The organism is Pseudomonas sp. Ag1, assembly GCF_000278565.1.
GTDB lineage: Bacteria > Pseudomonadota > Gammaproteobacteria > Pseudomonadales > Pseudomonadaceae > Aquipseudomonas.
In genome coordinates this window covers 14,273-27,267 of sequence record NZ_AKVH01000112.1, presented here as the reverse complement: position 1 = coordinate 27,267, position 12,995 = coordinate 14,273, and the positions used below count along the sequence as shown (strand labels likewise).

At 61.2% G+C, this 12,995-nt stretch carries 15 protein-coding genes; 7 read left to right on the top strand and 8 right to left on the bottom strand.

What is annotated here, in order from left to right:
- Positions 1 to 63: 63 nt before the first annotated feature.
- Both A462_RS03100 and A462_RS03105 read right to left on the bottom strand, forming a co-directional pair.
- On the bottom strand, positions 64 to 366 hold the full coding sequence (locus A462_RS03100) for a DUF6124 family protein (RefSeq protein WP_008439013.1): 303 nt from the start codon (positions 364 to 366) through the stop codon (positions 64 to 66).
- A 294-nt stretch (positions 367 to 660) separates the two neighbouring features.
- Positions 661 to 951: a hypothetical protein gene (locus tag A462_RS03105; RefSeq protein ID WP_003212934.1), complete on the bottom strand. Its 291-nt coding sequence runs from the start codon at positions 949 to 951 to the stop codon at positions 661 to 663.
- A 162-nt stretch (positions 952 to 1,113) separates the two neighbouring features.
- Here A462_RS03105 and A462_RS03110 point away from each other — a divergent pair, with 162 nt between their 5' ends.
- From A462_RS03110 to A462_RS03130, 5 genes are all read left to right on the top strand, one after another.
- On the top strand, positions 1,114 to 1,419 hold the full coding sequence (locus A462_RS03110) for a MazG-like family protein (protein ID WP_008439012.1): 306 nt from the start codon (positions 1,114 to 1,116) through the stop codon (positions 1,417 to 1,419).
- The gene (locus A462_RS03115; protein WP_003212930.1) at positions 1,416 to 2,165 is read left to right on the top strand and encodes a methyltransferase domain-containing protein; all 750 of its coding nucleotides are present in this window, start codon (positions 1,416 to 1,418) and stop codon (positions 2,163 to 2,165) included. The genes A462_RS03110 and A462_RS03115 overlap by 4 nt, the downstream gene beginning before the upstream one ends.
- Before the next feature lie 24 nt (positions 2,166 to 2,189).
- Positions 2,190 to 2,795, top strand: a complete 606-nt coding sequence (locus tag A462_RS03120; RefSeq protein ID WP_008439011.1) for a DUF4136 domain-containing protein — start codon at positions 2,190 to 2,192, stop codon at positions 2,793 to 2,795.
- A 45-nt stretch (positions 2,796 to 2,840) separates the two neighbouring features.
- A complete protein-coding gene (locus A462_RS03125) occupies positions 2,841 to 3,398 on the top strand; it encodes a DUF4136 domain-containing protein (protein WP_008439010.1) in 558 nt (185 codons plus the stop codon).
- Positions 3,399 to 3,527: 129 nt separating this feature from the next.
- Positions 3,528 to 5,549, top strand: coding sequence for a pilus assembly protein TadG-related protein (locus A462_RS03130; RefSeq protein ID WP_032899854.1), 2,022 nt, complete (start codon positions 3,528 to 3,530; stop codon positions 5,547 to 5,549).
- Here the strand turns inward: A462_RS03130 and A462_RS03135 are convergent.
- Both A462_RS03135 and A462_RS03140 read right to left on the bottom strand, forming a co-directional pair.
- Complete coding sequence (locus A462_RS03135; RefSeq protein WP_008439008.1) at positions 5,546 to 8,293, bottom strand: PAS domain-containing sensor histidine kinase; 2,748 nt, start codon at positions 8,291 to 8,293, stop codon at positions 5,546 to 5,548. The two genes, A462_RS03130 and A462_RS03135, sit on opposite strands and share 4 nt — an antisense overlap.
- Positions 8,290 to 8,730 carry a TadE/TadG family type IV pilus assembly protein gene (locus A462_RS03140; RefSeq protein ID WP_003212919.1) on the bottom strand — a complete coding sequence of 147 codons (441 nt, stop codon included), beginning with the start codon at positions 8,728 to 8,730 and terminating at the stop codon, positions 8,290 to 8,292. The genes A462_RS03135 and A462_RS03140 overlap by 4 nt, the downstream gene beginning before the upstream one ends.
- A gap of 71 nt (positions 8,731 to 8,801) precedes the next feature.
- On the opposite strand from A462_RS03140, the gene A462_RS03145 reads away from it, so the two are divergent.
- Together A462_RS03145 and A462_RS03150 are read left to right on the top strand one after the other, a co-directional pair.
- Positions 8,802 to 9,287: a prepilin peptidase gene (locus A462_RS03145; RefSeq protein WP_003212917.1), complete on the top strand. Its 486-nt coding sequence runs from the start codon at positions 8,802 to 8,804 to the stop codon at positions 9,285 to 9,287.
- Between the two features lie 114 nt (positions 9,288 to 9,401).
- On the top strand, positions 9,402 to 10,190 hold the full coding sequence (locus tag A462_RS03150; protein WP_008439007.1) for a response regulator transcription factor: 789 nt from the start codon (positions 9,402 to 9,404) through the stop codon (positions 10,188 to 10,190).
- Here the strand turns inward: A462_RS03150 and A462_RS03155 are convergent.
- Genes A462_RS03155 through A462_RS03170 form a run of 4 tightly spaced genes read right to left on the bottom strand, consistent with a single transcriptional unit; the run spans position 10,187 to position 12,986 of the window.
- Positions 10,187 to 10,459 carry a DUF3613 domain-containing protein gene (locus A462_RS03155; protein ID WP_008439006.1) on the bottom strand — a complete coding sequence of 91 codons (273 nt, stop codon included), beginning with the start codon at positions 10,457 to 10,459 and terminating at the stop codon, positions 10,187 to 10,189. The genes A462_RS03150 and A462_RS03155 overlap by 4 nt on opposite strands.
- A gap of 22 nt (positions 10,460 to 10,481) precedes the next feature.
- Positions 10,482 to 11,204, bottom strand: coding sequence for a tetratricopeptide repeat protein (locus A462_RS03160; protein ID WP_032899853.1), 723 nt, complete (start codon positions 11,202 to 11,204; stop codon positions 10,482 to 10,484).
- An 11-nt stretch (positions 11,205 to 11,215) separates the two neighbouring features.
- Positions 11,216 to 12,100 carry a type II secretion system F family protein gene (locus A462_RS03165; RefSeq protein WP_003212910.1) on the bottom strand — a complete coding sequence of 295 codons (885 nt, stop codon included), beginning with the start codon at positions 12,098 to 12,100 and terminating at the stop codon, positions 11,216 to 11,218.
- 1 nt (position 12,101) lies between these two features.
- Positions 12,102 to 12,986, bottom strand: a complete 885-nt coding sequence (locus A462_RS03170; protein WP_003212908.1) for a type II secretion system F family protein — start codon at positions 12,984 to 12,986, stop codon at positions 12,102 to 12,104.
- Positions 12,987 to 12,995: the final 9 nt, after the last annotated feature.

Sequence of the window (12,995 nt, the reverse complement as noted above, 5' to 3'; positions counted from 1 at the left end):
ATGTATTGGCTGATCCACCGCTTTCGCGAGCAAGCCCGCTCCCACATTTTTGACCGCGTAGTGTCAGGTTTTGCGCGGGTGCAGGCATTCGATGGAGCGGTCGACGGTGGTCTTGGCAATTTCCAGCAAGTGCCACACCGCCAGGATCTTCGCGCGCTGCGGGCTTTCCAGCAGTTCGCCGCAATCAAGCGCAGTCGCCGAGGCACTGCTGAGCAGGCTGGCGGTGTAGAGCAGGGAATCTTCGAAGCTCAGGTCTTCGTTGATGGTGTGGAAGCCTTGGGATGGCAGGTAATGTTCGAGCGCGCGATTGAAGGCGGCGCGGTCGTTGAGGAGGTCGCCGGGTGGGTCGGGAACAGGCTTATGCATGGTGTAACTCCACTAGTAGGTAAGGAGCTGACACCCGCGCGACTAAACGAGGGTGGCGGCTGTACGCAGGTTAGTCGACCGGCTAGTGGAACCCGGCGCACCCGAAGGTGCCCTGCGCACAGCAGCCATGAAGCATGGCGACAACTTGCGCTCACTAATTCCGGGCGACTAAACCCGATCACTGATATGCAGTGAAGGGCCGAAGACTAGCCACCCATCCCAACAGGCACAAGGCCGAAAGATTGTCTCGGAAACGTCCCTCAAATTAAAGGGATTTACCCTGCTGGCCCTTTATTAATGCACCACCCAGCTGAGCACCCACAGCCCGAGCATCAACCAGATAATCCCCATGATGATCGAAGCCCGCATAAACGCGCGCACCGCCGAGTACAACAGCATCAAGCCGATAATCAGCATGAGGATGCTGATGATCGAGGTGTCCATCCCCAAGGATCTGGACAGCCCGTCGACAAAGTCGCCGCCCGCGTGGGACAGGGTATTGAACAGCCCGCTGAACAACTCGACGATAAAGTGGATGATTTGGCCGATCTTGAGACCCAGCCATCCGAAAAAGTCTGTTTGCATGTGTGTGTCCTGATAAAACGGTGGGCGTAGCTGCCGAACCTGAGCCTTTGTTCGTTATTGGCCCAAGCTAGTTCCCTTCTAGCATAGAGGTTTACGGGCCGCAGGGATTCACTTGCCTTCGCGCGGCTTGCGCCCGAAGCTATACGCCTTCAGGAGCGCCCCATGAATCTCGACCACCTCACCGAACGCCTGCACCGCATCCGCGATACCAACGACTGGAAGCAGTTCCACAGCCCCAAGAACCTGGCGATGGCCGCCAGCGTCGAAATGGCCGAGCTGGTGGAGATTTTCCAATGGTTGAGCGAAGACCAGTCGCGCGAGTTACCCGCCGACAAACTCGCCCATGCCGGCCAGGAAGTGGGTGACATTGTGCTGTATCTGCTGCTGTTGTGCAGCGAATTGGGGTTGGACATGGATCAGGTGGTACAGGCCAAGCTGGCCGACAGCGAACGGCGGTTTGCCAAATGAGCGACCGTCATTTCGACCAGTTGGCCACCCGCTTTGCCGAGAAGATCTACGGCGGCGCCAAGGGCGCGATTCGCCTGGCGGTGCTGCAAGCCGATCTGATTGAAGCGTTGCCGGATCGCCCGCTGCGGGTACTGGATATCGGCGCAGGGCTGGGGCATATGTCGCTGTGGTTGGCCGAGCGCGGCCACGACGTAACCCTGGCCGAACCCGCCGAGCCGATGCTCGAAGGCGCCCGTCAGCGTTTTGCCGAAGCCGGGCAGACCGCCACCTTCATTCAAGCGCCCTGGCAAGACCTGCTCGGCCAGCTCACCGAGCCCTACGACCTGGTGCTGTGCCACGCCGTGCTGGAATGGCTGGCCGAACCCCACGCGATTCTGCCGGTGCTGCACCAGTTGACCGCGCCCGGTGGCTGGCTGTCGCTGGCCTTCTATAACCGCGATGCGTTGATTTACCGCAACCTGCTCAAAGGCCACTTCCGCAAAATGCGCAAGAACGACATGGCCGGCGAAAAGCAGAGCCTTACGCCGCAACAACCCCTGGACCCACGGGAGTTGGCGACGCAACTAGAGGGCCTGTGGCAGGTCGAAACCCAAAGTGGCGTGCGGGTGTTCCACGACTATATGCCGGTGGAATTCCAGGCCCGCGCCGAGTTGCTGGATTTGTTGGAGATGGAGCTCGCACACCGTCGTCACCCAAGCTTTGCCGGACTTGGGCGTTATTTGCACTGGATCTGCCGTCCGGTTTAAGCGGCCCAGTCTGCGGAGGTCGAAATGAAGCGCTGTCTTGGACTGATCCTGCTGGGCCTGGGCCTGGCGGGTTGCCAAAGCCCCAACCCGTATGTGGCGGCGTCTGCCCCGATGCCGCCGGCGCCTGCCCAGGCGGCCAACACCTTTGATGCCAGCGCCTACCCGGCGCCGGTGCGCGACTACGGCGCCTACCGCAGTTGGGCCTGGCTCAACAACCAGCTGCCGGCGGGCTCGGCCTGGGCGGATTCGGCGCAGATTGCCGAGGCGGTCAGCGGCGCCCTCGACCAGCGCGGCCTGCGCCCCTTGCATGACAACCGCGCCCCCGACCTGCTGGTAAGCGCCGACGTGCGCCTGGAAAAACGCCTGCGCCAGGTCCAGGACGACTATGGCTATGGTTACGGCGGTTATAACCGCTATGGCAACGGCTACGGCATGTACAACACGGTGCCGGTGGTACGCACTTATGAAGTGACGGTGGCCGTGGCACGCATCAGCCTGTTCGACGCGCGCACCCGCCAGCCGGTATGGAGCACCAGCGCCGAAACCACGAGCCAGGGCAGCCTCAGCGAGCGCGCCGACTCGCTGCGTGAGGCGATGCAAAAGGCAATGACTGCCTACCCACCCAGTTAGCAGCTATTCTCATCTCAGGCCCGGATTGTCTTTTGGAGAAAAACCATGCTTCGTCGTATTGCTGCACTTGCTGTTGTTGTGTTGCTGGGCGGTTGCCAGACCAGCCAGGTCAACCATGATTTCGACGCCAGCCGGGACTTTGGCGCCTACCGCAGCTGGAGCTGGAGAGAACCCGCGCTGCAATACCGCCCGGATGACCCGCGGATCAAGAGTGACCTCACCGAACAGCGCATCCGCCAGGCCGTGGGCGAGCAGCTCGACCAGCGTGGCCTGCGTCCTGCTGCGCCGGGCACCAAGGCTGACCTGAATGTACAGACCTACCTGATCGTCGAAGACCGCCAGCAACAAGTCACCACCAATTACGGCGGCGCCTGGGGCGGCCCGTGGAATGGTTACTGGGGCGCGCCGATGTATAACGAAACCCGCAACATCACCTACAAGGTCGCGACCATCCAGATTGACTTGCTCGACGGCAAGGACGGCAAGCTGGTGTGGCGTGGCAGCGATGAGCAGATCCTCGCCAGCTCGCCTGAACCCCGAGACCGCAGTGCCGCTATTCGTGCCACGGTGACCAAGGTGCTTTCCAACTACCCGCCGCATTGATCGCCTGATCAGCCCTCCGCCAGTCGTCGATCTATGGCGACTGGCCTGCAGCCCCCGCCGCTCTTGACTACACTCCCAAGCAACACAGGAGAGTAAGCGCTCGGCAGTGTGCCGGCAAAGGAGTGCTCGATGTCTCTTCGACTTCGTTCCGGTCACCACGCCGGGCCTGCAAGGCAGCGCGGTGCGGTTGGCTTGGTGGCGGTCTTGACCCTGGGCATGGTGCTGGTATTCATGTTGCTGGTGGTTGATAGCAGCCGTTTGTACCTGGAAAAACGCCAGTTGCAGGGGATTGCCGATATGGCGGCACTGGAGGCAGTGCAGCGTAAGGGGGATTGCCTGCCCGCCACCAATACCGCGCCCACCTATGCCGGTGCCAGCGCAGTGCGCAACGGTTATGTCATCCCGCCAGCAAACGCCCTGATAGTGAAATGCGGCGTGCTGACCACCGGCGCCACCAACCAGCGGGTGTTCTCCGCAGACGCGACCAAGACCGATGCCATCCAGGTGACTGCCTCGCGCCCGATCATGACCAGCGTTGCCGGGGGGGTCTGGGCGTTGTTCAGTGGTAGCGGCTACAACTTCAACACCCAGTTGTCTGCCGTCGCGGTGGCGGCGCCGAAGATCCTGCCGCCTCAGGCGCAACTGACGATCAAATCGACCCTGGTCACCGTGGACTCGAGCAAATCAGCAGCACTGAACCTGTTGTTCGGCCAACTCTTGGGCGGCTCACTGAACCTGAGCGTGGCAGGCTGGCAGGGCCTGGTAGACACCAACATCAACTTGCTCAGCTACCTCAACCAGTTGGCGTTGAACGTGGGCGTCACGGCCGGAGCCTACGATCAACTGCTGACCAAGACGGTCAAGATCAGTCAACTGGTCGACGCAGCCATTACGGTGCTCAGTGCCGGAGGCAATACAGCCAGCGTGGCGGTCAGCGGTCTTACCAGTATCAACGCGATAATCGGCAACCTTGATGTCACCCTGGGCAGCCTGCTGCAGCTGCAAACGGGGGCGGTGTCGGCGGGGCTGAATACCAGCCTGAATGTATTCCAGCTGGCCGAAGCCTTTGTGCAATTGGCCAATACCAAGAACGGGGTGGTGGCGACCATCCCGGTGAATATTCCGGGCCTGGTGAATGCAGGTGTTCAGGTCAAGGTGATTCAGCCACCGCAGTTGTCCGCTATTGGCGATCCGCGGTTTGCCGTGGATAAAACTTCAGCAACCCGCATTTACGTAAAAACGGCTCAGATCAGCGTCGGCCTGACGTTAGGGTTGCCACCGCTGGATTCTCCCGCGGTGCAGGCCGCCCTGAACGGCTTGGTCGGGCCGCTTTCGGACGTTTTGAACAACTTGTTGAGCTTGAACCTGGGAGGAACCATCAGCTCGGTGCTGTGTGTACTGGGTGGTTATTGCCAGATGACGAATTTGCAGGTGCTGTCGTCATCCTCAAACCCGCCGGCCGCCAGGATAGATGTGGTCCTTCAACTGGGCACGGCTGAAAGCTATGTCACCGGGTTTACCTGCGTCAGCGACGCTACCAAGACCCTGACCACCCAGACCAATGCCTCGATCGTTACCGTGCAAATTGGCCAGAGCCCGCAACTGATCAACGCGTTCAACAGCAACACCACCCTTAATCCGATTCCTCCAGTGCCGGTGGTGGATATCGGATCCATTACCTGTTTCAAACCCTTGCTGGGCCTGGGGCCTACCACTTGTGATCCGTCCACCCGCAAAGCGTTTTACGGGGGCGGCCTGGGCTTGAGCGTCAACAGTCCGGTGGGCGCTGCGACAAGTGCCTTGCCTCCCCACACGTACCTTCAGCCGCCGGAAATCAACCTGCCGCCGCAGTACTACGCCTCATCGACAGCCAGCCTTCTCAGCGCGATCAGTAACGCGTTGAGCGGTATCCAGTTCCAGGTCTACAAGCCAACGGGGTTCAATCTGCTGGGAGGGTTATTGACGACGGCGGGCACAGTGCTAAACGGGCTCAACAGCACCTTGGGCACCGTGATTGGCGGAGTGCTCAGCCCTATTCTGGACCCGGTGGTGAACAGCCTGTTGTCGAACCTTGGGGTTAACCTGAACGCGGTGGAAGTGGGCGCCAACCTCAGTTGTCGGCCGCATGGGCAAGCGGCCCTGGTGAATTAGGCTTCAACCACCGGCAACTCCACACAGAACTTCGCCCCATGCTCGCTGTTGGCGACGCTCAACCGGCCGCCCATGTTCTCGACAATGCCGTAGCTCACTGACAACCCGAGGCCGGTGCCCACGCCAATCGGCTTGGTGGTGAAGAACGGTTCGAAAATCCGCTCCAGCAGCCGTGGGTCAATCCCGCCGCCGTTGTCCTCGACCCAGATGCGTACGTGGCGGCTGTCCTGCTCGATCTGCACCGAGATCCACGGTTGCAGGTCGCGGTCGTGTTCGCGTTTGCTCAGCAGGGCATCGCGGGCGTTGACCATCAGGTTGATCAGCACCTGCTCCAGCTGGTCGACATAGCCTTTGACCTGCACCGTCACGTCTAGCTGTGCCACGCGCAGGTCCACGCCTTTGCCGCGCATGCCTTCACTGAGCAGCGACAGGGTGCCTTCCACCGCCTGCGCCGGGTTGAAGGGCTGCTGTTCGACTTCCGAACGGCGGCCGAACACCCGCATGTGGTCTACCACGCGGGCTGCGCGCTGGACCTGGGAGTCGATACGCTGGAGTTTTTCCGTCAGGTAGTCGATTTGTGCATCGCCGTTGCTCAAGCGCTTGAGCACGTTGACGATGGCCATGCGCATCACATTCAACGGCTGGTTGATCTCATGGGCCAGGCCGGTGGCCATTTCGCCGAGGGTGGCCATTTTGGCGCTTTGGGTCAGTTGCTGCTGGGAGCGGCGCACTTCGGTGTTGTCGCGGCCCACGGCCTGCACTTCCTGCAATTGGCCCTGTTCGTCGAACACGCCCCGGTCCGACCACACCCACCAGGCATGTGTGCGCCCCGGCAGTTGCAGGCTGATTTCGGCGGTGCTCACCGGGAATTCCGGGGTGAGCTGGCGGATGCGCAGTACAAACGCCTCGTGTTGTTCGTCCGACAACCATTGGCGGAGGTTCATGCCCGGCAGCTGTCCAGGCAGGCATTCCATGTAGTTGGCCAGGGGCGTGTTGCCGAAGGTCAGGGTCAGGTCCGGAAGGTAGCGGCAGATCATGGCCGGGGAGTCTTCCACGAGGATTCGATAGCGCTCCTCGCTTTCCTTGATCCGTTGCGCCGCCAGGGTCGTCTCGGTCACATCCAGCCACAGGCCCACGGCTTCCACGGGCAACCCGAGGTCGTCGCGCAGCAGCCGGGCTTCATCCAGCAGCCAGTGGTAATTGCCCTGTGTGTCGAGCACCCGGTAGCGACTGCGCACGCTGCCTTCGCGCAGCAGTTGGCGGGTACGGTCGAAGTAGAGGTCGCGGTCTTCGGGGTGGATCCACTGGTTCAGCGTCGCCGGGGTGAAATCGGCCAGGGTGCGGCCAAGCAGCGGCAGCAAACTGTCGCTGAAGAACACCGGTTGCAGCGTGCCCTCGACGTAGCGCTGCACATAGATCACAGCCGGGGAACTGGCGATCAGGTTATCCAGGCGTGCGTGGGCGGCGGCGGCCTGTTGCTCCTGGTTTTTTATGTCGCTGATGTCGAGCATGAAGCCCACCAGGCGGCGATGCTCACCCGAGCCCAACGCTTGCCCCTGCACGCGATACCAGATGGGGTTAAGCGCCGCGTCGGCACGTTGCAGGCGCACGCTGGTGGACAGCGGTTTGCCCAGGGTCTTCAGGTCTTGCAGGCGGCTGGCGAGTTCTTCCCGGTCGGCAGGGTGAATCAGCTTGAGCCACATCGGCAGCGACAGCTGTGTGATCGCCTCGCCTTGGCTCAGGGTGTGCAGCAGCGGTGGGGCGAGTTCGAGGTCTTCAGTGTGTGGGGACAGCTCCCACCAGCCGGTGCCGAGCAATCCTTGCAGCGCGTCGAGGCGTTCCAGTTGCTGTTGATGGCGCAGTTCGCGCAGGCGGCCGAGCAGCGGTGCCGCGAGGGCGGCGGTCAGTTGCAACCAGTCACGGTCGCTGGTGTGTTCCTGGCGGTGATACACCCCGCACAGCAGCCATGCGCCCACGCCCAGGCCGTCGCGGTAGGGCACCAGAAAACCATCGGTATTGCCAAACAGGCCTTGCAGGCGTGGGTGTTCGCTGTGGCCACGGTTTACCTCCAGGCTCACTGGCGCCGTGCCGCCCAGGCTGTCGAGGCTGGAGCCCAGGGCTTGGCCGTTGCTCCAGAGTACCGGCGCATCGTGGGCGGTGTAACAGCCCTCGATGCACCACGCCTGGCCCTGCTCATCCAGCAAGGCGATGGCGACGCAGGGGATGTGCCAGTGCTGGGAAATAGCCTGCAGAGTGTCTTGCAGTACTTCGGGCAGGCGCACCAGGCTGCAGACCCGCAGTTGCTCGCTGATCTGGTCGCTCACCCGTTGATTGTGTTCGCGCACCTGGGTGAGTTGGCGATGGGCAATCAGGTCGCCAATGTCCAGCAATTGCAGGAGCCAGCCCTTGCCTTCGGGTTGAACCCAGCCACGGGTATGCAGGGTTTGCCCGGCGAGCCCCTTGAGCTCCAGGTCCAGGCTTTGCCCCTGCCAGTCGCTGGGCGTGCCCTCGATCACCAGGCGGCTCGCCGCAGTGAGGTAGTCGAGCAGCGAGGGTGCCTGTTGCTGTTGCGCAGCGGGGTGTTCGAGTCGATGGCGAAGCGGGCCATGGACATCCATTACGCGGCCCTGGGCGTCCAGGTAGAACAACAACGCGGCGGTTGCCGGGATCGCTGCCGGTGCGTCAGCAGGCAGCTGGTTGCCACGTCCGAGCAGGCGGCCGAAGAGTTTATCGCCTGAGGTCAAAACTGCATGCTCGACTGGGCAGACAGCATGGGAGGCAGGGCGGGGACGGTACCGATGCCTGGCAGTACCAGGAACGGCAGCACACTTTGGAGGCTGGACGTCGGGTAATTGATGTACACCGTCAACACGCCTGACGAGTTGTAGACGGCCGTCACGTACCCGGGAAGGAATTTGAACTGGGAGGGGATCCACGCCAGTTGTGCCTGCGCTGCACTGACGGCCTGCAGCGGCAGTGCCGTGACGTAGCCAGGCGTGGCGGGGTCCAGCGCGACGCTACGTCTTACGCCTTCGGCGGCGGCCTGGGTAAAGGACTGCATCAGCAATAACGGCAAGCTGTAGCTGACCAGGCCATAAAAAATGGCAAAAAAAATCATGAAGACCATCGCGAACTCCAGCGCGGCGGCACCTTTTTGCTTTTTAGCGAGGCCTTTTTTCATGACTCGTCTACCCTGACTACTACTACCTGATATCAGCATAGAATCATTCAGCAAAAAGGGATTTTTTTTACGTGATTCAAAGCCTCGTCCTGGTCGTTTGGCTCGCGCTGTGCGCTGTGCAAGATATCCGTCTACGTCAGGTCTCCAACCGTTTGACCCTCGGCGCAGCCTTGCTGGCGTTGGGTTACCTGTTCTGGAGCGGTACGACCTGGCTCGGTGCACCGGCTGTCGAGGGCGGTGTGGCCTTTGTCCTGGCGTTGTTGTTCACCCTGCCGGGGTACGCGCTGGGCCGCCTGGGCGCCGGTGACGTGAAGCTGATCGCGGCATTGGGGCTGGCAACCGACTACCTCTACGTACTGGGCACTTTTATCGGCGCCGGCCTCGCGAGCGCAGCCTGGCTGTTGCTGGCGCCCAGGGTGTGGCCGCTGATGAATCAAGGGCTTAGGAACACCTTGCAGTACCTTGATCCGGCACATTCGGCCAGGCAGCCGTTCGTGCCGTTTTTACTGATCGGTTTTTGCCTGTCCTGGTTTTGGATCCCATTAGTCGCCACGTAGGGTATCGCTATGTACATAGTAGGAAAGTACGTCTACGTTTATGGGTAGGTTGTATAGGAAAAATGGTCGGAATGGATACATCGGTCCTTTTGCTTGCCAGGCATGGAGTAGCGCGTGAACAAGCTTACCTCTCAAGTGAAAGTGCTCGTGGTGGACGATCAGCCTTTGATCGTGGAAGAGCTTTGCGAATTTCTTGAAAGCAACGGTTACCGTTGCGTCCCTTGCGCATCCAGCCAGGAAGCCATCGAGCGTTTTCGCGACGATGCCGAGATCGGCCTGGTGCTGTGCGATCTGCATATGCCCGAGATGGATGGCATCGAACTGGTCCAGGCCCTGCAACACCTGGCCGGCAAGCAACGGGTCTTTGAGGCCATCATGCTGACCGGGCGTGCAGACAAGCAGGACGTGATCAAGGCCTTGCGCGCCGGGATTGCCGATTACTACCAGAAGCCGATCAATTTGGGCGAGCTGCTCGAAGGGTTGCAACGCCAGGTGGTCGCGCTGCAGGAGCGGCAGAAAGATCTCGACCTGGGGCACCTGAACCAGAAGCTGCAGTTTCTCTCGGCGTCCATCGATGACCTTTATCATGACCTCGACAAGGTGCGCAGCAGTCCGCAATCCGGCCTGTCGACTGAAGCCGAGGGTGAAGTCAGCGACACTGACCGGGTTGAAATACCGGCGATCTTCAATCAGTTGTCGCCCCGTCAACTGGATGTCGCAAGGCTGGTAGGCAAGGGCCAGACCAACTACCAGATTGCCTGTGAGCTGGGCATCACTGAAAACACCGTGAAACTCTACGTGTCCCAAGTGCTGCGCCTGACCCATATGCACAACCGAACCCAGTTGGCGCTGGCGTTATCGCCGAACAATTCTGCGGCGCGCCAGCGCGTCACTGCGCATTAGTTGTTGCTGCCTGGGGTGTTGCCGCCCAGTTTCTGGTCGTAGTACTCAGGAATAGGGTGTTTGTAACTGTCCAGCAGGCGTTGCATGGCCTGGTCGCGTTCAGCGGGCGTGGCCTTCTGCCGGATGGGAGATGCGCGTTCGCCACTGACCTGCAGTTGCAGCCAGCCTTCGGTCTGTTTTTGCTGTGGCGAAGAAGGCCCCGGCTCAATAGCCAGCACCGTCAGCGGCAGGCTGGCGAACAGCAGCGTGGCGAGCAGTGTGAATTTCATCGTGTGTACTCCCTTCAGAGACCTATTTGACCGGCGCTTGCAGCACGTCGCCTACGGTTGCGACCTGATCTTTTGGCGCTGTCGTCGGTGAGACGGGCGCCTTGAGTTGCTGCGCCCGGGCCTGGGCTTGCGTCACTTGTTCCGGGCTCAGGCCCATGCGGCTGGCCACTTGTGCGGCTTGTTCCCAGTTGTCCTGGTAGATCATCAGCGTCACCAGATTGATCGCCGCCAGTTGATCGCTCTGCTTGAGCTCCATGGCCGTCAAGAATTCGAAGCGTGCATCTTCCACGCGCCGTTGATTGAGGTACACCACGCCCAGGTCGTTGCGGATTTTCTCGTCGGTGGGCGACATCCTGGCCGCGCGTTGCAAGTGCGCCATGGCCTGGCCGTTGTCTCCCCTGGCCGCTGCCAGCTGGCCGAGCCCGTGCTCGCCTTCGGCAGCCATGCAGGTGCCGAGCAGGCTGCGGTACAACGGTTCGGCTTCGCTGCGGCCCAGCAGGCGGTACACCTTGGCCTGGCGCTGGCGCACCTGGGGCAGGTTGTCCGGCAGGTTTTGCAGGTTGGCCAGGCTGGCGTGCAGCTTGCCCTCGTTGGCCATGTCGTCGGCCAGGTTCAGCGATAACTCCTGATTGGAGTTGGGCTTGGCACAACTGCCCTGCGCGCTGAAACCCGCCCACGGCAGTTGCCCGTTACTGGCGCAACCACTTAACAACAACAGGCTGCAGGCGACCATCAATGTCTTCATTGCATGTCCTCTCAAGGCACGAAGGCTTTGGCGATGGCGATAAAGCCAGGGCCGGCCAATACGATCAGTAATGCGGGAAACAGGAACAGCATCATCACCACGGACATTTTGGCGGACATCTTGGAAATGTATTCCTGCAGGCGGGTCAGGCGCCGGTCATCCAGCAACTGCTTGAGCGATTGCAGCGACTTCATCGCCCCGCCGCCCTGATGCAGAAGCTGCTGGAGGATCAGGCACGTGTCGCTGAGTTCATCGACGTCCAGCATCTGGCTGGCCTTGTTCAATTCCTCCCCCAACTCCAGCCCGGAATCGACGCGTGCCAGCACCAGGCGCAGTTCGGCGGTCAGTACCGGCAGCAACTTTTGCGCGTCGTAGGCCATGACCCGCAGCGCCTGCTCCACGGCCATGCCTGACTCAAACAGAATGCGCACCAGGGGGATGAAGGTCGCTACTTCCCGGGAGATTTTCCCCTGGCGCCTTTTGGCGAGTGCCACCAGTATTCGCTTGGGCAGCAGGTAGCCGATGATCAGTCCCAGCAGGGAGATCACAAACTCGTGCTCGGTGCCGGGAAAGAACAGCTCCAGTGTCATCGCGGTCAGCCCCAGCAAAACTATCGGTGAACCGATCTGGCAAGCGGCGAACATCGAGCGTTGGCTGGTTTTTCTCCAGCCCATGCGGTTGAGCAGGATTTGGGTTTCGTTATCGAGGCTGATGGTGCGCTGGCCGATCCGGGTGCTGCCCAACTGGTGCAACCACTCACTCATTTTGTCATTACGGCCTGGCTCGCCCTGCAGCCGCTGGGCGACCACGCGTTGTTGACGACGACTGCTCAGGATATTCGCCAGCAGCAGTGATAACGCGGCAAGAAACAATACGGCACTGATCAGTATCGCCATCTCAGATACTCCGCAACATGCGCCACAGCGCCACGCATCCGATGACTTGCAAGGCGAACGCACCGAGCATCAGGCGTTGGCCGCTGTGGTCATCCCACATGGCCATCAGGTACGTCGGATTAACGAGCAGGAAGTAGCCCGCGACACTCACCGGCAGTACCGCCAGCACCAGCGCGGTCACCCGGGTTTCACCGGTCATGGCGCGTAATTGCCGTGCGCCCTGGTCGCGCTCGCGGATCATCTTGATCAGGTTTTCCAGCAGCTCACTGGCGTTGCCGCCGTAGCGGTGGTTGACCTTGAGGCCCAGGGCAAACAGGCGCAATTCATCCTGTTCATAAAACTCGGCATAGTCATGAGCGGCCTCCGGCAGGCTGACACCCAATTGCACATTGCGCTTGATACGGCCCATGGACTTTTTCAACGGGTCGTCACTGGCATCGATTCCGCTCAGGATGGCGTCCGCCAGGGTGCGTCCGGATTTCAGGCTGCGTACGGCGTGATCGAGCAATTGCGGGAGTTGTTCGATCATCCGGCGCAGCCGCCGCTGGTAGCGTACGGCGATGTACAGGCGCAGTGCCAAGGGCGGTGCCGCCACCATCACAAACAAGCCTATCCACTGGCCCACGAGCCCCCCCAGCAGGGCGCCAAAGGCCCACAGGGTCAGCCACAGGCCGAGGCGCTCGGTTGGCCGGCCGAGGCCTGCACGGATAAACGTGCGTTCCAGGCTGGTGGTCACCGCGTTGTCTTTCATGGCCTGGGGTTGCCCTTCGGCCAGGCGTTCCAATACCCGGTCGGTCTGGGCCTTGCGCAAACCGTTGCGCATCAGGCCTATCCCCAGCACCAGAAGGGCTACGGCGAGTAGGGCGAGCAGAATCGGACCGATCATCGGGTTGCC